The organism is Modestobacter versicolor (assembly GCF_041028285.1).
GTDB lineage: Bacteria > Actinomycetota > Actinomycetes > Mycobacteriales > Geodermatophilaceae > Modestobacter > Modestobacter versicolor_A.
Genome location: NZ_JABGDB010000009.1, coordinates 98,400 through 117,924 on the forward strand (window position 1 = coordinate 98,400; position 19,525 = coordinate 117,924).

The 19,525-nt window shown below is 75.2% G+C and carries 17 protein-coding genes; 7 read left to right on the plus strand and 10 right to left on the minus strand.

Annotated elements, in window-relative coordinates:
* Positions 1 to 101 precede the first annotated feature (101 nt).
* The 3 genes from HL054_RS20760 (at position 102) to HL054_RS20770 (ending at position 3,580) form a co-directional block, all read left to right on the plus strand.
* Positions 102 to 1,421, plus strand: a complete 1,320-nt coding sequence (locus HL054_RS20760; protein ID WP_369141008.1) for an alkaline phosphatase — start codon at positions 102 to 104, stop codon at positions 1,419 to 1,421.
* Positions 1,422 to 1,605: 184 nt separating this feature from the next.
* Complete coding sequence (locus tag HL054_RS20765) at positions 1,606 to 2,229, plus strand: hypothetical protein (RefSeq protein ID WP_369141009.1); 624 nt, start codon at positions 1,606 to 1,608, stop codon at positions 2,227 to 2,229.
* Between the two features lie 85 nt (positions 2,230 to 2,314).
* Positions 2,315 to 3,580 carry a PIN-like domain-containing protein gene (locus tag HL054_RS20770; RefSeq protein WP_369141010.1) on the plus strand — a complete coding sequence of 422 codons (1,266 nt, stop codon included), beginning with the start codon at positions 2,315 to 2,317 and terminating at the stop codon, positions 3,578 to 3,580.
* A 22-nt stretch (positions 3,581 to 3,602) separates the two neighbouring features.
* Here HL054_RS20770 and HL054_RS20775 read toward each other — a convergent pair whose 3' ends face one another.
* Genes HL054_RS20775 through HL054_RS20790 form a run of 4 tightly spaced genes read right to left on the minus strand, consistent with a single transcriptional unit; the run spans position 3,603 to position 8,287 of the window.
* Entirely contained in the window at positions 3,603 to 4,205 is a 603-nt protein-coding gene (locus HL054_RS20775; RefSeq protein ID WP_369141012.1) for a GNAT family N-acetyltransferase, read from the minus strand.
* Positions 4,202 to 4,918 carry a response regulator gene (locus HL054_RS20780; RefSeq protein WP_369141013.1) on the minus strand — a complete coding sequence of 239 codons (717 nt, stop codon included), beginning with the start codon at positions 4,916 to 4,918 and terminating at the stop codon, positions 4,202 to 4,204. Before HL054_RS20780 ends, HL054_RS20775 begins: the two co-directional genes overlap by 4 nt.
* Positions 4,915 to 6,099 (minus strand): sensor histidine kinase, encoded by a 1,185-nt coding sequence (locus tag HL054_RS20785; protein ID WP_369141014.1) that lies wholly within the window; start codon positions 6,097 to 6,099, stop codon positions 4,915 to 4,917. The genes HL054_RS20780 and HL054_RS20785 overlap by 4 nt, the downstream gene beginning before the upstream one ends.
* Positions 6,100 to 6,139: 40 nt before the next feature.
* On the minus strand, positions 6,140 to 8,287 hold the full coding sequence (locus tag HL054_RS20790; RefSeq protein WP_369141015.1) for an MMPL family transporter: 2,148 nt from the start codon (positions 8,285 to 8,287) through the stop codon (positions 6,140 to 6,142).
* Positions 8,288 to 8,439: 152 nt separating this feature from the next.
* On the opposite strand from HL054_RS20790, the gene HL054_RS20795 reads away from it, so the two are divergent.
* The 3 genes from HL054_RS20795 to HL054_RS20805 are packed head-to-tail and all read left to right on the plus strand — an operon-like array spanning position 8,440 to position 9,791.
* The gene (locus HL054_RS20795; RefSeq protein WP_369141016.1) at positions 8,440 to 8,865 is read left to right on the plus strand and encodes a DUF1810 domain-containing protein; all 426 of its coding nucleotides are present in this window, start codon (positions 8,440 to 8,442) and stop codon (positions 8,863 to 8,865) included.
* Positions 8,866 to 8,895: 30 nt separating this feature from the next.
* Entirely contained in the window at positions 8,896 to 9,471 is a 576-nt protein-coding gene (locus HL054_RS20800) for a mycothiol transferase (RefSeq protein ID WP_369141017.1), read from the plus strand.
* A gap of 2 nt (positions 9,472 to 9,473) precedes the next feature.
* Positions 9,474 to 9,791: a DUF1905 domain-containing protein gene (locus HL054_RS20805; protein WP_369141018.1), complete on the plus strand. Its 318-nt coding sequence runs from the start codon at positions 9,474 to 9,476 to the stop codon at positions 9,789 to 9,791.
* Positions 9,792 to 9,847: 56 nt separating this feature from the next.
* Here HL054_RS20805 and HL054_RS20810 read toward each other — a convergent pair whose 3' ends face one another.
* Positions 9,848 to 10,582, minus strand: a complete 735-nt coding sequence (locus HL054_RS20810; RefSeq protein WP_369141019.1) for an alanyl-tRNA editing protein — start codon at positions 10,580 to 10,582, stop codon at positions 9,848 to 9,850.
* A 142-nt stretch (positions 10,583 to 10,724) separates the two neighbouring features.
* Between HL054_RS20810 and HL054_RS20815 the strand changes: the two genes are divergently transcribed.
* Positions 10,725 to 13,055 (plus strand): HelD family protein, encoded by a 2,331-nt coding sequence (locus HL054_RS20815; RefSeq protein WP_369141020.1) that lies wholly within the window; start codon positions 10,725 to 10,727, stop codon positions 13,053 to 13,055.
* Positions 13,056 to 13,240: 185 nt separating this feature from the next.
* Here the strand turns inward: HL054_RS20815 and HL054_RS20820 are convergent, their stop codons facing one another.
* The 5 genes from HL054_RS20820 to HL054_RS20840 all read right to left on the minus strand — a co-directional run bounded on the left by HL054_RS20820 (position 13,241) and on the right by HL054_RS20840 (position 19,400).
* Positions 13,241 to 15,514 (minus strand): SpoIIE family protein phosphatase, encoded by a 2,274-nt coding sequence (locus tag HL054_RS20820; RefSeq protein ID WP_369141021.1) that lies wholly within the window; start codon positions 15,512 to 15,514, stop codon positions 13,241 to 13,243.
* Positions 15,511 to 16,302, minus strand: coding sequence for an alpha/beta fold hydrolase (locus HL054_RS20825; protein WP_369141023.1), 792 nt, complete (start codon positions 16,300 to 16,302; stop codon positions 15,511 to 15,513). The genes HL054_RS20820 and HL054_RS20825 overlap by 4 nt, the downstream gene beginning before the upstream one ends.
* Before the next feature lie 52 nt (positions 16,303 to 16,354).
* Entirely contained in the window at positions 16,355 to 17,620 is a 1,266-nt protein-coding gene (locus tag HL054_RS20830) for a cytochrome P450 (protein WP_369141024.1), read from the minus strand.
* A gap of 37 nt (positions 17,621 to 17,657) precedes the next feature.
* Positions 17,658 to 18,380, minus strand: coding sequence for a phosphodiesterase (locus HL054_RS20835; protein WP_369141025.1), 723 nt, complete (start codon positions 18,378 to 18,380; stop codon positions 17,658 to 17,660).
* Positions 18,381 to 18,761: 381 nt separating this feature from the next.
* Positions 18,762 to 19,400, minus strand: coding sequence for a hypothetical protein (locus HL054_RS20840; RefSeq protein ID WP_369141026.1), 639 nt, complete (start codon positions 19,398 to 19,400; stop codon positions 18,762 to 18,764).
* Positions 19,401 to 19,525 lie beyond the last annotated feature (125 nt).

The window sequence follows — 19,525 nt, forward strand, 5'->3', positions numbered from 1 at the left end:
GTCATCGACGGGTCTGGCGTGTCGGCACAGCGGGCTCGCAGGCTGCTCCCAGCTCGATCCGCCGACCGCGGGCAACGGTGCCCGCACCGAGGGAGAGTCCGATGCACCCGTCCAGCACCCGCCGCCGCACCCTGCCGATCGCCCTGACCGCCACGCTCGTCGGCGGGGTCGTCGTCCTGGGCCCCTCCGCCGCCTCCGCCGGCGGCGAGCCGGAGGACCACGGCGACCACCCGCGCAGCGTCATCTTCGTCAACGGCGACGGCATGGCCGCCGCGCACCGCGAGGCCGCCCGCCTCGACCAGGAGGGCTTCGACGGGCAGCTGGCGATGGACTCGCTGCCCGTCGCCGGTCTGCAGACCACGGACGCCCGCGACCCCGAGGACACCGTCACCGACTCGGCGGCCAGCGCCAGCGCGTGGGCGACCGGGGTCAAGACCTACAACGGCGCGATCAGCGTCGACGTCGACGGCAACCCGCTGCCGGTGATCGGCGGGGAGGCGCAGGCGGCCGGGCTGGCCACCGGCCTGGTGACGACGGCGCAGGTCACCGACGCCAGCCCGGCCGCGTTCTTCAGCAACTCGGTGGACCGCAGCGCCCAGGACGACATCGCGCGCCAGTACCTCGAGGTCACGAAGCCCCAGGTGGTCCTCGGCGGCGGGGAGGACTGGTGGCTGCCCGCCGGCGACGAGGGCACCTACCCGCCGCGCACCGGCGACCCCGAGGACCCGGAGGTCTCCCGGAGCACCCAGGGCGACCTGGTCGCCCGCGCCCAGCAGCTGGGCTACGAGTACGTGAGCACCCCCGAGGAGTTCGCCGCCGCCGAGGGCGACCAGCTGCTCGGCCTCTTCGCCAACGAGGAGATGTTCCAGCAGCGGCCCGAGGGCCAGGGCGACTCGTTCGACCCCGTCGTCCCGCTGGCCGACATGACCACCCGGGCGCTGGAGATCCTGTCCCAGGACGAGGACGGCTTCTTCCTGCTCGTCGAGGAGGAGGCGGTCGACGAGATGAGCCACAACAACAACGGCGGCCGGATGCTGGAGTCGATGCGGTCGCTGGACGCCGCCGTCGAGGTCGCCCGTGCCTTCGTCGCCGAGCACCCGGACACCCTGCTGGTCGTCACCGGTGACCACGAGTGCGGCGGCCTGACCATCGAGGACGTCGACCCCGAGGACGAGAGCGGCCCCGGCGGGACGCTGCCGCAGGACGCCGCGATCGCCGGGACGACGGAGTCCGGCGAGGACGGGCCGTTCCTGGTGGCCGGCACCGGCGGCAGCTACGACTTCGCGCTGGACTGGACGACGACCGGGCACACCGGCGCGCCGACGCCGGTGACCGCTGAGGGCCCGGGCAGCGAGGAGCTCACCGGGTACTACCCGAACACCCGGCTGCACGAGGTCGTGCGCGACGTGCTGCTCGGCTGAACGCGGCAGGCAGGACCGCCCCCGCGGCGGTCCTGCCGCTGCGTCACCGTCCGACCCCGCAGTGCGCAGACGCGCCGACCGGCAGGACCCGCTGTCCACCGGCAGCCGACCACGGACGGACCCGTGGGCGCAGAGTCGCCCTACGGCGATGCTGCCGGGGCGTCGCCCCTCGAGAGGAACGCGGATGTACGCGAGAACCGCCACCCTGCGCGGCCGGCCGGCAGCCGTGGACCAGGCAGTCGCCTTCGTCCGCGACGAGTGGCTGCCATCGACGTCGGACCTGGAGGGCTGCACCGGCCTGTCGATGCTGGTGGGCCGCGGCTCGGGCCGCTGCATCGTCACCACCGGCTGGGAGACCGAGCAGACCATGCTCGCCAGCGCCGACGGCATGCGGGCCCACCGCGCCCGGCTGGGCAAGCTGCTGGGCGCGGTGCCGGTGGTGGGTCAGTGGGAGGTCGCAGTCATGCACCGGGCGCGGCCGTCCGGCGAGCGGTCCTCGGCCCGGGTGACCTGGAGCGCCCTGCGCGACCCGGCGACGATGGACGAGGACATCGCGACCTTCCGGATGACGCTGCTGCCGCGGATCGAGGAGCTGGTCGGCTTCTCCAGCGTCAGCCTGATGGTCGACCGGCTCGCCGGCCGGGCCGTCGCCGCGGTCACCTACGTCGACCGCGAGGCGATGCTGGCCGCCGGCCAGCAGGCCGACGCGCTGCAGGCCGACTACGCCCGTCAGCTGGGCGGGCGGATCACCGAGGTCGCCGAGCTCGACCTGGCGGTCGCCCACCTCCGCATCCCTCAGACCGTCTGAGTCACGGTTCAAGCACAGACAGCATGCATTCGCTCATGGCCGCGTCGCTTTCGGCCTTTGGTGGATCGTCTACTTCGGGGAGACAGTGAGCATCTACCGAGACTTTGAAAGCTATCGGAGCTCCTCCGCCGCGGAACTCGGCGAGTCGTTGCGGACGAGCCTGGTGGCCTTAGACGCCAACGTCCTACTTAATGTCTACCGCTACAACGCCACAACGCGAGACGACCTCTTTCAGGTGCTCGAGAAGCTCGGCGACAGACTACATGTCCCGCATCAGGCTCTACACGAGTTCTGGAGGAGACGACTCAATGCGCTAGGCAGTCCTAGCACGACAGTGCAGCAGGCCATTGATGCTCTGGAGAAGCAGCGCCGGGCGACAGTCAGCACCCTAGAAGGATGGGCAAAGCAGATAGCTCTGGATCCGGGAGAACTGGACGGCCTAAGAAGTGAGGTGAACGGCCTCCACGACAAGCTTGCAGGCCGCGTGAAGGACCGCGAACCAGGTGCAGGGGGTAATACGAGCACCGGTAGCGACCGAGTTCTGGCTCGCTTGGAAATCATCCTTGATGGCAAGTGCGGACAACCTATGGCGCAGGCAGACTTTGATGCAGCCGTGGCGGAAGCGCACCGACGCATCGAGGCATCCGAACCGCCTGGCTACATGGACGCGCAGAAGGTTGACACCAGCGACAACCCCGAAGGCGCCGCTGGCGATTATCTGGTGTGGAAGCAGGCTACGACTGAGGCATGCCGTCGGGGACTAGACCTCGTAATCGTAACGGGAGACGAGAAGGAAGACTGGTGGCGACGTCACCGAGGCGAATTTCTCGGGCCAAGAGTCGAGCTTTTCGACGAGTTCAGAGCACTGTCGGCCGGACATAGACTATTTGCTTTTCGTCCCAGCGATCTACTACTGCATGCGGACGCACTGAACGTACGAGTTCGAGACGAGAGCCTCGACGACGCAGAGCGAGTTAGTAGCCGGTCGACAGGGGCGGCCCAGTGGAGCATGGAAGGCGTGGAGGAGCTGCTACGCCGCCTTGACTCGGAAGGATGGAAGCATGGTGACGTCATCCGCCACGCCGCTGAGAATTTCGGCTTTGTTGAGCGTGCGGCCATTTATGAGATTGCCCGGTACAACGACGAGAGGATGCTGCGCGGGTACACCCGGCCGGTAAATCGGATCACCAAAGACCTGCAGGAGGCCGGTATCGTCCAGGCAGGTGTCACACCGATGCTGCAGCCTGTGTACGTCGACGTGAAAGCCGCTGGCTTCAAGATTCCAGGCGAAGTCGTTGATCTGCTCGTCGACGGCCCATCTGAAGATGATGACTTTCCCGCAACCGGATAAGTGGATCATCAACGCCCAGCAATCAGGACGTCGGCAGGCCGAGGTGGACGGCCCGGCCCGCGACCGGGATCGGGGTGAAGCCCAGCCGGGCGTAGAAGCCGAGCGCCCGGCGGTTGTCCGGCGAGACGCCGACGTGCAGCGCCGGCGCCCCGGCCGCGGCCGCCGCGGCGCGGAAGGTGTCGATCAACGCCCGGCCGTGCCCGGCGCCCTGGTGGCTGGGCAGCAGGTCGACGTGCAGGTGCGCGGGGTGGGCCGCGAGCTCGGGCACCAGCAGCCGCTCCGGCCGGTACAGCAGCCCGACCAGCTCGTCCTCCCGCCCGCGCGGCGGGTCCGGCGGCCGCGGGTACCGGCCGGCCAGCCGGGGCAGCCACTCCGCGCGCAGCAGCCCGGCGAAGGCGGCGGTGTCGGCGGTGCCGATCACGTAGCCGACCACCTGCCCGCCGTCGTCCAGCACGAACGCGAGCTCCGGCTGGAGGTCGACGTAGGGGCCGGCGAACAGGTCGGGCAGCAGGTCGTCGGTCGAGAAGTGCCCGGTCGCGTCGCCACCGGCGTCCCCGGTGCGCACGCAGATCTCGTAGACCGCCGCCCGGTCGGCCGGGCGGTACGGCCGGACGACGGCGCTCAAGACCGGCGGCCCGGCGCGGGCTCGTCCGGCGTCGCGCCGCCGGCCACCCCTGTCTCGTAGGCGGTGACCACGAGCTGCGCGCGGTCGCGCGCGCCGAGCTTGAGGAACAGCCGGGACACGTGCGTCTTGGCCGTGAGCGGCGAGAGCACCAGGTGCTCGGCGATCTCGTGGTTGGACAGCCCCCGCCCCACCAGGCCGAGCACCTCCCGCTCGCGCGGGGTCAGGTCGGCGAGCCGGCCCGGGTCGGGCGCCGGCGCGGCCACCGGCTGCGGCACCCCGGCGGCGACGTAGGCCTCGATCAGCCGCCGGGTCACCTGCGGCGCCAGCAGCGCCTGGCCGTCGTGGACCAGCCGCACCGCCTCGATCAGCGCCACCGGCTCGATGTCCTTGAGCAGGAACCCCGACGCCCCGGCCCGCAGGGCGCCGAAGACGTACTCGTCCAGCTCGAAGGTCGTCAGCACCACGACCCGGGTGCCCCGGAGCCGGGCGTCGCCGGTGATCCGGGCGGTGGCCTCCAGGCCGTCGACCCGCGGCATCCGGACGTCCATCAGGACGACGTCCGGCCGCGTCGCCACGGCCAGCGTCACCGCCTGCCCGCCGTCGACCGCCTCGCCGACGACCTCGATGTCCGGCTCGGAGTCCAGCAGCGCCCGGAAGCCGGCGCGCACCAGCGTCTGGTCGTCGACGAGCAGCACCCGGATGGCGGCGCTCACGACGCTGCCACCGGCAGGGGCTCCGGGGCGCGCACGGGCAGGGAGACGGGCAGGGCCGCCGCGACCCGCCAGCCGCCCCCGGGGCGCGGGCCCGCCTCCAGCGAGCCGCCGGCCGCGGTCGCCCGCTCCCGCATGCCGCGCAGCCCGTTGCCCGACCCGGTGCCGTCCAGCGCCGCCGGGGCCGCGCCGCCGTCGTCCTCGACCTCGATGCGGACGACGTCGGCCGTCCGGCTGACGTGCACCCGCGCCGTCGTGGGTCCGGCGTGCCGCATCACGTTGGTCAGCGCCTCCTGGACGATCCGGTAGCCGGTGGCCCCCACCGACGCCGGGACGTGCGTCGCCTCGGGGTCGACCCGCACGTCGAGCGCGATCCCGGCCGACCCCAGCGCCTCCCGCAGGTCGTCGATCTCGGCCAGGCCCTGGACCGGCCGGACCGGGCTGTCGTGCTCGTCGTCCCGGAGCAGGCCGAGCATCGAGCGCAGGTCGCCCAGCGCCTCGCCGCTGACCCGCTTGATGTCGCGCAGCGTCGCGCGGGCCTGGTCGGGGTCCCGGTCGAGGAGGTGCGCGCCCACCCCGGCCTGCACGTTGATCGCCACCATGGCGTGCGCGACGACGTCGTGGACGTCGCGGGCGATCCGCAGGCGCTCCTCGCCCACCCGGCGCAGCGCCTCCTCCTCGCGGTTGCGCTCGGCGGTCTCCGCGCGGTCGACGAGGGCCGCGGTGTAGCCGCGCCGCTCGTGGGCCGCGACGCCCAGCGCCAGGGGCAGCGCCACCACGCCGAGGTTGCGGGCGGTGTTCCAGTCCAGGAGCGAGTGCGGGCTGTAGGTCTGCAGGAAGGCCACCACCACCGGTGCCGTCGCCGCCCCGGTCCACAGCGCCGCGCGCCGGCCGAGCCGGTCGGCGAGCGTGTAGGCGCAGAGAACCGCCGGGATCGGGATGGTCTGGTAGATGTCGGCGGTGCTGATGACCGCGAGCAGGGTGGTCATCGCGGCGGTCATGGCCAGCACCGGCCGGTCGCGGCGCAGCAGCACCGGCAGGCTGGCGACGACGATGGCGACGACGGCGGCCACGCTCGGGTCCGACTTGGTGCTGCGGGCGAGCTCCACGCACATCGACGCCACGCACGCGGCTGCCGCCACGACGTCCAGGACGCGTGGCGGCAGCGACGGGAGGCGGGTCACGCCACGACGGTAGCGGCGGCGGGACCGGCGGTCGTCGTCCTCAGGGAGTACTCGCCAGCACCCGCGGCGACTCCGAAGCGGTGCCGGCCGGCTCGCCCTCGGAGAGCCCGATGCGGTCGTGCAGCCTGCGCAGCGGCATCGGCGCCCACCAGTTCCACTTGCCGAGCAGGCCCATCAGCGCGGGCACCAGGAACGACCGGACGACGAACGCGTCGACCAGCACGCCGACCGCGGTCGCGATGCCGATCTGCTGGATGAACGAGATCGAGCTGGTGCTGAAGGCGCCGATCGCCACGGCCAGCAGGATCGCAGCGGCGGTGACGACGCTGCCGGTGCGGCCCAGGCCGGTCGCGACCGCCTCGCGCTCGGTGAGCCCCGCCTCCCTCGCCTCCTTGATCCGGCCGAGCAGGAAGACGCCGTAGTCGGTGGACAGCGCGAAGACCACCGCCGCGGCGACCAGGAAGTTGGTCGGCTCGACCCCGCCGTTGGGCGTGTAGCCGAGCAGGCCGGTGAGCCGGCCGTCCTGGTAGACGAAGGTGAGCGCGCCCAGGGCCACCCCCGCGGTGAGGGTGTTCATCACGACCGCCTTGACCGGGAGCACGACCGAACCGGTCATCAGCCACAGCACCAGCACGGTGAGCAGCACGAGCAGCCCCGCGGCCAGCGGCAGGGCGTCGCCGATGGCGGCCTGCTGGTCGACGAACTCGGCGGCCGCACCGCCCACCAGGACGTCGGCGTCCCGGTCGGCGGCCAGGGCGCGGACCTCGGCGACGACCTGCTGGGCGACGTCGCCCTCGGGACCGCCGTCGACGGTCAGGTCGACCTGCCAGGTCCCCGGTCCGACCTCGACCGCGTCGGCCGGGGTGCGGACGCCGGGCAGCCGCGAGGCCGCGTCGGCGAAGGAGCCGGCCGCGGCGGCGTCGTCGGCCCGGACGGCGGCCAGGACCGGCGTGGTGCCGGCGCCGGCGTAGTCGGCCGCGAGGGTGTCGGCGACCGTGCGGGAGCTCAGGTCGGTCGGCACGACGCTGCTGTCCACCGGCGTCCACTCGGCCCGCAGGGCCGGTGCGGCGAGGACGAGCATGACGACCGCGGTGACCGCGGCGACCGCGCCGGGCCGGGCCATCACGGCGTGCGAGAGGCGGTACCAGCGGCCGGCCGAGGCGGTGCCCCGCCGCCGGCGGCGCGCCAGCCGCGGGCCCCAGAGGGCGAAGACCGCGGGCGAGACGACCAGCGCGGCGAGGGCCGCGACGACGGCGACGACGGCACCCGCGATGCCCATCGACTTCAGGAAGCCCATGGGGAAGACGGTGAGGGTGGCGAGGGCGACCGCGACGGTGGCGGCGGAGAAGGCGACGGTCCGGCCGGCGGTGCGCATGGTGGTGAGGACCGCGCCGAGGGTCGGTCCCTGCTGGTCGAGCTCCTCGCGGTAGCGGCTCAGCAGGAACAGCGTGTAGTCGATGGCCAGCCCGAGACCGAGGCCGATGACCAGGTTGAGGGCGAAGACGCTCAGGCCGTAGACCTCGTTGATCCCGGCCATCGCGAGGAACGTGCCGAGCACCGTGGTCACCCCGACCACCAGCGGGAGCACGGCGGCCCGGCCACCGAAGAACAGCAGCGACAGCAGCACGAGCACCGGGAAGGCCAGCAGCTCGGCGCGGCCGAGGTCCTCCCCCACCCGCTCGCCGATCTGCAGGCCGGTGACGGCCGGCCCGCCGAGGGCCACCCGCTCGTCGTCCTCGAACGCCGCGACGGCGGCCGCGGCGACGGCGTCGGCGTCGGCGTCGGCGTCGAGGACGGCGACGACCAGCGCGGAGCTGCCGTCCCGGGCGGTGCCGGCCGGCAGCGCCTCCGCGACGCCGTCCAACCCGGCGAGCGTGCTGACGACGTCGGCCGCGCCCGCCTCGCCGTCGGGGGTGTCGACGACCGCGACGACGCCCGCGGACGGCGTCCGGCCGGAGGCGTCCTCGAGGCGCTGCACGGCGAGTGCGGAGTCGGAGTCGGCGGGGGCGAAGCCGCCGTCGGCGTCGAGCGCCCCGGCGACCGGGCCGCCGAGGACACCGGCGACGAGCACGAAGAGCAGGACGGCCAGCAGGGCGCGGCGGGGCCGGCTGTACAGCGCGCGGGTGAGCCGGGAACCGGCCGGGCGGGGCCGGTCGGCGGGCGGGAGCGGGGCGGTGGTCGTGTGCATGGCACGACCTTCGCGGCCGGCGGGGGCCCGTCGCGTCGTGCTGCGGGTGTGGCTCTGCCGCCGCCCGCGGCCGTGGTACTCCCGGCGGAGTACGCCTCCGGACGACGTGCTGCCGCGGTGCGCAGCCGCCCGCCGCGGGGCACGCTGGCCGGGTGACCGAACACCCCGACCTCGCCCGGTTCGTCGACGCCCAGGACGACGGCGGCACCTACGCGCAGGCGCTGGCGGAGCTGCGCGCCGGGCACAAGCGCAGCCACTGGATGTGGTTCGTCTTCCCGCAGGTCGCCGGCCTCGGCCGCAGCGCGATGGCCCAGCGCTACGCGATCGGCGGCGCCGACGAGGCGCGCGCCTACCTGGACCACCCCGTGCTGGGGCCGCGGCTGCGGGAGTGCGCCGCCGCGCTGACCGCGCTGGACGGCGACGACCCGGTCGCCGTGCTGGGCGGGACCGACGCCCAGAAGCTGCGCTCGTCGATGACGCTGTTCGCCGCGGTGGCGCCGGAGGAGCCGGTGTTCGCCGCGGTGCTCGACCGCTTCTTCGGCGGCGCCCGCGACGAGGCGACGACCGCACGCCTGTAGATCGTCGGCACCGGGCCCTACGGTGCCGCCATGACCGACGACGTCCCCTGGGAACCGCCGCTGGCCGGCAGCGAGCGCGAGCACCTGCTCGGCGCCCTGGACCGGCTGCGCACCACCTTCCGCTGGAAGGCCGCCGACCTCGACGCGGACGGGCTGCGCACCCGCGTCGGCGCCTCGTCGCTGACCCTCGGCGGGCTGCTCAAGCACCTCGCCCTGGTAGAGGACGAGGTGTTCACCCGGCGGCTGAGCGGCGCTCCGCTCGGCGAACCGTGGGAGTCCAGCTGGGCCGGCGGGGACGACTGGGCGTGGACCTCGGCCGCCGAGGACTCCCCCGAGCAGCTCTACGCGCTGTGGGACGACGCCGTGGCCCGGTCGCACGCGCGGCTGGACGCGGTGCTGGCCACCGGCGGCATGGACCAGCTCGTCGAGATGGCCTGGCCGGACGGCCGGCACGCCGGGCTGCGCCGGCTGCTGTGCGACCTGGTCGAGGAGTACGGCCGGCACACCGGGCACGCCGACCTGCTCCGCGAGGCGGTCGACGGGCTGGTCGGCGAGGACCCGCCCGCGGGCTGGCGGCCCCGGGTCGGCCGGCTCCCGGTGGGCTGACCGTGCCGACCGACCGGGCCGGCGACCTCGGGCTCCAGCTGGAGTTCACCGGCGACGTCTGGCACTGGCGCGGCCCGGCGCCGTTCCACTTCGTGACCGTGCCGCCCGAGGAGAGCGCCCGGCTGGCCGAGGTCGCCCCGGCGCTGAGCTACGGCTGGGGGATGCTGCCGGTCCGGGCGCGGATCGGCGGCACCGCGTGGACGACATCGCTGTGGCCAAAGGACGGCGCCTACCTGCTGCCGCTCAAGGACGCCGTCCGCCGGGCCGAGCAGCTCGACGTCGGCGACGTCGTCACCGCGCACCTCACCCCCGGCCGCTGACCCGTCCCTCTACGCAGCGCTCCCCAGGCGGAGTGGGCGGGGCGGCGGGTCGGGGGTCAGACGATACGGACGCGGAGGCGTCGGAAGCCGCGGCCCTTGTTCTCCATCTTGACCACCTCGACGCGGCCGACCATCGCCGTCGACGCGACGTGGGTGCCGCCGTCGGCCTGGGTGTCCAGCCCGACGATGTCCACGATCCGCACCTCCGCCAGGTCCGGAGGCAGCAGGTCGGTGGCCGTCCGGATGACGTCGGGGATCGCCATCGCCTCGGCGCGCGGCAGCACCCGCACCTGGATCGGGCGGTCGGCGGCCAGCTCGGTGTTGACCGCCTCGGCCACCCGGTCCTTGAAGTCGGCCGGCACCTCGGGTAGGTCGAAGTCCATCCGGGCGGTCAGCGGCTCCATGTTCCCGCCGGTCACCAGCGCGCCGAAGTCGCGGAAGACGACGCCGGTGAGCACGTGCAGCCCGGAGTGGGTGCGCATCAGCGCGGTACGCCGGTCGTCGTCCAGCGCGCCACGCACCGCCGTCCCGGCCGGTGGCACCGGGTCGCCCTCGACCGGCACCAGGTACTGCTCGTCACCGGAGCGGGTGCCGACGATCCGGGTGCGGACGCCGCCCCACAGCAGGACGCCGTGGTCCGGGGGCTGCCCGCCGCCGCCGGGGTAGAACGCCGACCGGTCCAGCACGATCCCCTGCTCCGGGTCGACACCGATGACGGTGGCGTCCCACTCGCGCACGGTGGCGTCGGCGAGGTCGAGGCGGTGGGTGTGCCCGGCGTGCGCGGTGGCCATGCCGGCATCCTGCCGGGGACGGCACCGGCGCGGACCAGTCCACCCGGGAGTCCAGTTCGCCCGGGAAGCAGCCAGGTGCACGTACGGTTGCCAGTCGCCGCGGAGCACCGCCGTACGCACACCTCCCGAGGAGCAGCGCCTGTTGTCCAGCTCGCCCCCTGACGCCGCCCCGGACCCTGCGCTGGCCGCGGAGCAGACCGCCGTGACCGACCTCTACCGCCGGCTGGACGCCGCCCGCGAGCTGGCGGTGACCCGGTTCCGGCAGGCGCTGGCGGCGCCGATCATCAACCCGCAGTCCCTCGGCGAGCGGGAGGCGGCCGCCCGGTTCCAGGGCCAGCGGATCACCACCCTGGACGCCGCCGACCACGGGCTGGTCATCGGCCGGCTGGACCGCGAGGCGCTCGAGGGCACCGAGCGGCAGCCGCTGTACATCGGGCGGGTGGGGCTGGCCGCCGACGACCCGTCCGGCGACCCGGCGCTGGTGGACTGGCGCGCGCCGGCCTCCCGGCCGTTCTACACCGCGACGCCGTTCCGGCCCGAGGGCGTGGTCCGCCGCCGGCACATCCGCACCCGCGGGCGGGCGGTCACCGCGGTCAACGACGAGGTGCTCACCATCGACGTCGAGGCCACCGACGGGCCGCCGCTCACCGGTGAGGCCGCGCTGATGGCGGCGCTGACCGCCGAGCGCACCGGGCGGATGACCGACATCGTCGCGACCATCCAGGCCGAGCAGGACGCGATCATCCGCAGCGACGCCCGCGGCGTGCTCGTGGTGCAGGGCGGTCCGGGCACCGGCAAGACCGCCGTCGCGCTGCACCGCGCCGCCTACCTGCTGTACACCCACCGCGAGCGGCTGGCCCGCAGCGGACTGCTCGTCGTCGGCCCGACCCCCACGTTCCTCCGCTACATCGCCGACGTGCTGCCCGCGCTCGGCGAGACCGGCGTGCTGCTCGCCGGGCTCGGCCAGCTGCGCCCCGGGCTGGACGCCCGCGGCACCGAGTCGCCGCAGGTCGCCGAGCTGAAGGGCCGGCTGAGCTTGGTCGACGTGCTCAAGGCCGCCGTCCGGGACCGGGAGACCGTGCCCCGCGGGGTGCGCGAGCTGGTGATCGACGGCGTCCGGATCCCGCTGCGCCCGGTCGACCTGACCCGCTGCCGCACCGTGGGCCGCCGCGCGTCCCGGCAGCACAACCTGGGCCGCGGCGCCTTCGCCCGGGCCGTCGTCGACCTGGTGGCGCAGCGTTACGCGGACCGGATCGGTGCCGACGTCCGGGGCGGGTCCGGCCTGCTGGACAGCCGGGACCTGGAGGCGCTGCGGTCGGAGATCGGGCAGGAGGCCGCCGTCCGGCAGCTGGTCGACGAGATGTGGCCGGTGCTCACCGCCGAGCGGTTGCTCGCCGACCTGTACGCCGACCCGGCGCGGGTCCGGCGTGCGACCAAGGGCTGGGAGGACGAGGACCGCGCGCTGCTCGCCCGCCCGGCGGGCAGCGCCTGGACGCCGGCCGACGTGCCGCTGCTCGAGGAGGCCGACGAGCTGCTCGGGTACGACGACAGCGCCGAGCGGGCCCGCGAGGCCCGCCGCCGCCGCGCGGCGCGGGAGGAGGCGCAGGACACGCTGGACCTGCTGCACGGCTCGCGCTCGACCGACCTGGACGACGACGAGGAGGGCGAGGAGCTCACCGCCGGCGACCTGCTGGACGCCGAGCAGCTGGCCGAGCGGGACGCCGACGTCGACTACCGGACCGCGGCCGAGCGGGCCGCCACCGACCGGACCTGGGTGTTCGGGCACGTGGTCGTGGACGAGGCGCAGGAGCTGTCGGCGATGGCGTGGCGGCTGCTCGCCCGCAAGTGCCCCACCCGGTCGATGACCGTGGTCGGTGACCTGGCGCAGACCGGCAGCCTGGCCGGGGCGACGGACTGGGGCGCGGTGCTCCGGCCGCACGCCGGCGAGCAGTGGCGGCTCGCCCAGCTGACCGTGAACTACCGGACGCCTGCCGAGATCATGGCGGTGGCCGCCGACGTGCTGGCGGCGAGCGACGCGCAGACCGCGCCGCCGCGCTCGGTGCGCAGCACCGGGGTGCCGCCGACCGCCGAGCAGGTACCCGCCGCCGACCTGCTCCCCCGGGTCGCCGCGGTCACCGCCGAGCTGGTCGCGGCCGGCGGGACGGTGGCGGTGATCGCGCCGCCCAGCCGGGTGGCCGACGTCGTCGACTGCCTGTCCGCGTCCTTCCCGGCGGTGTCCTCCGGTCCGGCCGCGGACTCCTCGGCCGGCCCGGTGGTGCTGGTGCCGGCCGACGCCAAGGGGCTGGAGTTCGACTCGGTGCTGCTGGTCGACCCGCAGGGCGTGCTCGACGAGGGCATCCGCGGGCACAGCGACCTCTACGTCGCGCTCACCCGGCCGACCCAGCGGCTGGCCGTGCTGTACCCCGGTGAGCTGCCGGCGGAGCTGCACCGCCTCACCGACCCGGCTCAGTAGCCGGTGAGCACCTCGTCCACCGGCCGGCGTCCGGTGGGCTGGCTGTCGCCGGCCGGGTAGCCCAGCAGCATCTGCGGGTGCCCGACCAGGGACAGCCGGTGCGACAGCCGGCTCCGCGCCCAGGACCGGAGACGCGCGAGAGCACGCGTGGGAAGACGCGCGAAAGCGCCGGAGGGTGTGGCGGGTCAGGCGTCGCGGGTGAGGGCGAGCAGGGCGATGTCGTCGGCGCGGTGGGTGCCGGCGAGGTCGGCGAGCAGCCGGTCGCAGAGCTCGTCGGGGTCGGTCGTCGCCCGCCGCTGCGCCGACGTCCGCAGCCGGTCGAGGCCGGCGTCGATGTCGCTGGTCCGGCTCTCGACCAGGCCGTCGGTGAACAGCACCAGGGTGGCGCCGGGCGGGACGGTGCCCGACCACTCGACGGCCGCGGCCGGCGGCGCACCCAGCATCCGGCTGGGCACCACCGGCAGGAACTCCGCCCTGCCGTCGGCGATGAGCAGCGGTGGCGGGTGCCCGGCCGAGGCGACGTCCAGCCGCCCGGTGGCCAGCTCCAGGGTGGCGAACAGCGCGGTCGCCATCCGCTGCAGCCCGAGCAGCGGCCAGCTGGCCTGCAGCCGGTCGATCACCGCGGCCGGGGCGGGCGCCTCGACCAGCAGCGCCCGGTAGACGCTGCGCAGCTGCCCCATCGTGGCGGCGGCGGTGATGTCGTGGCCGACGACGTCGCCGACCGCGATGGCCACCCGGCCACCGGGCAGCGGCGCCACGTCGTAGAAGTCGCCGCCGATCTCCACGCCGTAGGTGGCGGCGAGGTAGCGGACGGCCACCGACATCCCCGGCACGTGGGGCGGCGGTGGCGGCAGCAGGGTGGCCTGCAGCGTGTGCGAGGTGCGGGCCTCCAGCTCGAACCGCTGCGCCTTGGCCATCATCAGCGACACCTGCAGCGCCAGCTGCTCGGCGAGCTCGACGTCGGCCGAGGTGAACGGCGCGCGGCGGCGGTCGGCCGACAGCGTCATCACGCCCAGCGCCCGGCCCTCGGCCACCAGCGGCACGCTGATCACGCTGGCCAGCTCCAGCCCCTGGACCGCGGCCAGCTCGGCCGGGTCGCGCACCACCTCGGCCAGCCACTCGTCGGCGACCACGGGGAACCAGCGGGTGCGCCCGGCCGTCAGGGCGGCGCGGGCCGGCGCGGGCAGCTCGCGGAACGGCGGCGCCCAGGCGCGCAGCTCGTCGACCAGCGGCTGCCGCTCCGGGTCGCCGTGCCGGGCGACGACGCGCTCCATCCCGTGCTCGACGACCAGGTCGAGCACGCACATGTCGGCCAGCCGGGGCACGACCATCGCGGCCAGCTGCTCGACGGTCTCGGTGACGCCGGTGGCCCCGGCCAGCAGCCGCGCGGCGTCCAGCAGGAACGCCGACCGCTGCCCCTGGCGCGCGGTCTCCTCGTGCAGCCGGGCCCGCTCCAGCGCCTGCCCGGCCTGCCGGCCCAGCGTTGCCAGCAGGTCGGCGTCGGCCTCGCTGAGCGCGTGGTGCAGCCCCGGCTCGGCCAGCGAGATCAGCTCGCCGTCGCCCGCACCGTCCAGGGCGAGCACCAGCGCGCCGAGGTGGTCGTCGTCCGCGGTGACCGGCAGGACGACCAGGTCGCTGTACCCGGCGGCCCGGGCGGCGCGCGCCAGCCCGGGCCAGGACGTGGCGAGCGCCTCACCGACCGGCACGGTGCGCACCCCGGCCCCCAGCACCTCCTGCAGGCGCCCCGGGGAGGTCACGTCCAGGGCGCGGAGCACGTCGGCGGGCATCCCCTCGGCCGCGGTGAGGACGGCCCGCGGCTCCCCGTCGGCGTCGTGCGGCGCGGCCTCGACCAGCCACAGCGCCGCCGCCGAGGCCTGCCCGGCGCGCCGCCCGCGGTGCACCACGACGGCGGCCGCGTCGGCGACGGTGACCGCCGCGGCGAGCTCGGCGGTGAACTGCTGCAGCGTCCGCGAGCGCGCCTCGGACGCCTCGGCCGCCCGGCGGGCCGAGAGGATCTCCCGCTCGTAGCGGCGGCGGGCGGTCGCCTCGAACAGGGTGGCCCGGACCATCAGCGGGGTGCCGTCCGGCGCGCGCACCTCGACGGCGTTCACCAGGCACGGCAGCAGCGAGCCGTCCGCCCGGACGACGTCCAGGGCCACCTCGCGCACCGCGCCCTGCATCCGCAGCAGCGGGGTGAGGTGGGTGTCGTGGAAGACCTGGCCGCCGACGCTGAGCAGGTCGCGCAGCCGGGTCCGGAGCATCTCCTCGGCGGACCAGCCGGTCCAGGCGCACAGCGTCCGGTTGACCTTGACGATGGTCCCGTCGGTCAGCGTCGACAGGTAGCCGCACGGCGCGTTCTCGTACAGGTCGGCCGGGTCGTCCTCGAGCAGCTGCTCGAGCTCCCCCCGCGTGGTCTCGTCCTGCCGGCGGTCCCCCGGCGTGAACCGGGCGGAGGTCACGACCAGGCCCGGATGGCGGCGGTGGTCTCCTCGGGGGCACTGAGGTGCGGGCAGTGCCCGGTCGCGGACAGCTGGGTGAACGTCGACCCGCGGATGTGCTCGTGCACGTACCGGCCGGCGGTCTCCGGGGCGATGACGTCCTCGGAGCACTGCAGCACGAGGGTCGGCACGTCGACGCCGGGCAGGTCCGCCCGGTTGTCGGAGAGGAAGGAGACCCGGGCGAACTGCCGGGCGACGTCGGGGTCGGTGCGGCAGAAGCTGTTGGTCAGCTCCGCGGCCAGGTCCGGCCGGTCCGGGTTGCCCATGATCACCGGGGCCATCGCGGTGGACCAGCCCAGGTGGTTGGCGTCCAGGTTGTCCAGCAGATCGCGGATCTGCTCGCGGGAGAAGCCGCCGACGTAGTCGCCGTCGTCGACGTACCGGGCGCTGGGCCCGACCATCACCATCGCGCCGAACACCTCCGGGGCGCGGGCGTGGGCCAGCACGCCGATCATCGAGCTGACCGAGTGCCCCACGAAGACCGCGTCGGTGAGCTCGAGGTCGCGCATCACCTCGACGACGTCGTCGGCGTACCCGCGCAGCGAGCCGTAGCGCACCGGGTCGTAGGCCGACAGGTCCGAGTGCCCGAAGCCGACGTGGTCGAAGGTGACGACCTGGTGGTCCACCTCGAAGTCCGGCGTGATGAACCGCCACATGTTCTGGTCGCAGCCGTAGCCGTGCGCGAACACCATCGGCCGGGCGCCCGGCCGACCGGTCACACGGACGTCGTTCCGTGTGCGGACGCTCATGGGGGGAAGGTACGCGACCACGGCGTCCCGCATCCACTGCCCGCACCGGCTCTCACGGCGCCCCACCAGGGCGGACGTCGGCGAGCACGACGCCGCTCGCGGGACGAGCCGGGATCCGCCGCAGCGAGATGGTGAGGTCCTGCTCGGGGACCGTGCAGCCCAGCCGGGCCAGCCGGACGGCGAGGGTGGCCAGCAGCCGCACGGTGACGTCCTCGCCGGGGCAGCGGTGGCCGCTGAGCGGGTCGCCGGCGCCCTGCGGGACCAGCTCCCACGGCCCGCTGCGGCGGACCGCGGTACCGGTGTCGTCGAGGAAGCGCGCGGGGCGGAACGCGTAGGGCTCGGGGAACAGCTCCGGGTCGTGGTCCTGGCCGAACAGGTCCAGCAGCACCATGGCGCCGGCCGGCACGGTCTCGCCGTCCCAGGTGACCTCCCGCGGTGCCCGCCCGCCGATGAACGGGGCGAACGGGTAGTACCGGCGCACCTCGTGGGCGAAGGCGGTGGCGAAGGCGTCGTCGCCGGTGCGCAGCCGGTCGCGGTGCTCCGGCCACTGGTGCAGGGCGTGCGCGGCGAAGCCGACGAACCAGCTCACCGCCACCGTCGGCCGGACGACGTTGAGCACCTCGACCGCGGCCACCCGCGGCTCGAGCAGCTCGCCCTCGGCGTCGCGGTGGGTGGCGACGACGTGGAGGACCGAGCCCGCCGGCGCCGTCCGGGCACCGGACCGGACCTCCTCGACGATCCCCGCCAGCCAGGCCTCGCGGCGCTGCCGCACCCGGCGCGCCCGCCAGTGCCGGGGGGCGCCGGTGGCGAAGCCGTCGACCAGGGTGGTCAGGTCGCGGGCCAGCGCCGGCACCTCATCGTCGGTCACCGGCACCGCGGCCCAGTCGCACACCGCCCGGGTGAGCAGCCGGGCCGCCTCGTCCATCAGCACGATGCGGTCCTCACCGGCCCAGCGCCGGGCGGCGTCGTCCCAGGCCGCTGCGGCCCTGCCGACCAGGGCGCCGACGCCGTCACCCTCCAGCAGCTGCACGAACATCGCCTTGCGCACCCGGTGCGGCTCGCCGTCCAGGGTGTGCACCGCGCCGTGGCCGAACAGCGTGCTGACCACCGGCTCGGGGAGGGCGCCGCTGCGCCGCACGTGGTCCTCGTCGTAGACGAACCGGGCCCCCGCCGGCCCGGACACCCCCAGCGTCGGGCGGACCAGCATCAGCCGGGTGCGCACGGTGGCCCGGCCGGCCGCGCGGCGCCGGTCGGGCAGCCAGGCGTAGCCCTGGGCGAGCATCGCGGCGGTCTGGTCGAACCGGGGGCTGCGGACCATGCGGGCGGGGATGCCCCGTGAGCGGCCGGCAAAACGATCACTTCCGGTCAGGACCCGACCGGCGCGACGGCGGGACCGGCTCCCGCGCGTCCCGGGGCGCACCACGGGCCACCCGCGCCGCGGCGTAGGCGGGCCGCCGGAAGCGGGCCATCGGGCCGTCGGTGGTCAGGCCGGGCGGGGGGTACAGCACGGCGTCGAAGCGGAGGTCAGGGTCGAGCGGCCCGGCGACCGGACCCACCAGCAGGGTGCCGAAGGTCCGCCACGGGCCCCGGCCGACGGCGGCGTCGAGCTGCACGACCCGGCCGGGGGCGGCGGCGGCCAGGCCGGCGGCGTCCGACGGCAGCGGGCCGCCCTGCGGCAGCGCGGTCAGCCAGACCGGCCCGGCGGCGCTGCGGTAGGCCATGACCGACCCGTACGGGGTGGCCGCGTCCCGGCGCAGCACCGGCACCCGGCGGGTCCACCGGCCGCGCCCGGCCGAGGAGAGCAGCAGGTCGACCGGCGGGTCCCCGGCGACCCGCAGTGCGAGCCCCAGCAGGTCGGGGAACCGGGCCGGCAGGCCGGCACCCCGGGAGAACCGGACCGCGGCGTCGTCGGTACCGACCGCGTCGAGCCACGGGATGCCCACGCCGATGCCCTGCCGCCGCAGCACGGCGGGGAACACCGCTCCGTGCGGGTGCATCGGCTTGGCCCGGCGGACCCGGGCGAGGGCGGCCAGCGGGACGGCGACCACCCGGCCGGCGGCATCGGCGAGATCAGCCATGCCCGCTGTCGTTACCACCGCCAGCGCGGTTCACCCCTCGCCGCGGGGCAGAAAGGCCCCGGACCGGCGCGTCGCTGCGCCCGGCCGGAGCAGGTGGGTCAGTGCCGCGTGGTGCCGCAGTCGGTGCACCGCTTCCGTTCCGCGGCGTTGGTGTGCCTGCAGTTGTCGCAGGTCCACAGGGTGCGTTCGAGGGTGCTCATGGGTCCCGTCCTCCGTGCCCAGCCGAGGTGTCCGGCCGCTCTGCCGGCGGGCCGGGGGTCCACCCGGCAACCGCAGCTCCGACGCTAGGGCCGCCGGATGACGGCCAGGTGTCCGGCAGGGGACGTCTGGAGGACGGGTGACCCCGCGAGCCCCGCGGGTCGGCTCAGTGGGCTCCGCGGGTCAGCGCAGGGAGCCGCAGCCGCCCGCGCCGCAGGCGCAGCCACCGCACCCGGCGGCCGGCTCCGGTGCGGGCCGGCGGGCGATCCGGGCCATCCCGGCACCGCCGGCGAGGTTGGCCAGCCCCAGCAGGACGGCGAGCACGCCGGCCGTCGTCCGGCCGGTCGCCAGCAGCGCGTCGACGCCACCGACCAGGCCGAGCACCACGGCCGCCGCCGCGACGAGGACCGCTCCGCCCAGCAGGGCGGGACGGCGGTCGGGCAGCGCCGCGGCCAGCACCGGCAGCACCAGCACCACGGCGACGACCAGCGCCCAGCCGGTCGCGGTGAGCGACAGCACGGCGAGACCGACCGCCACCAGGCCGAACCAGACGGCGCCGGCACCGGTGACCGCACCGGTCCGTTCGACCAGCCCGGCCCGCACGCCGCGCAGCACCGCGACGCCGCGGACGACGGCGAACAGCCCGAGGGCGCCCAGCAGCACCCGGGGGCCACCGTCGGACCAGACCAGGGCCAGCACCCCGAGCACGAGCAGGGCCGCACCGAGGGCCAGCATCCGCGGCCAGGTGGCGCGGGCCTCCTGCGGCGTGGGCGGGGCGGCGGGGGTCCCGGCCAGCCGGCCGGCGGTCACGCTGTTCGTCACGCGCCCAGTCTCCCCCACTCCCGGGCCGACCCGGCGGACGGGCACCGCCGTTCCTCCGGCGGCGGGGTCCCCGCTGTGCCACGCTGAGCGCCGCCACGGGGGCGATCGCCGGGGACCCGGCAGCA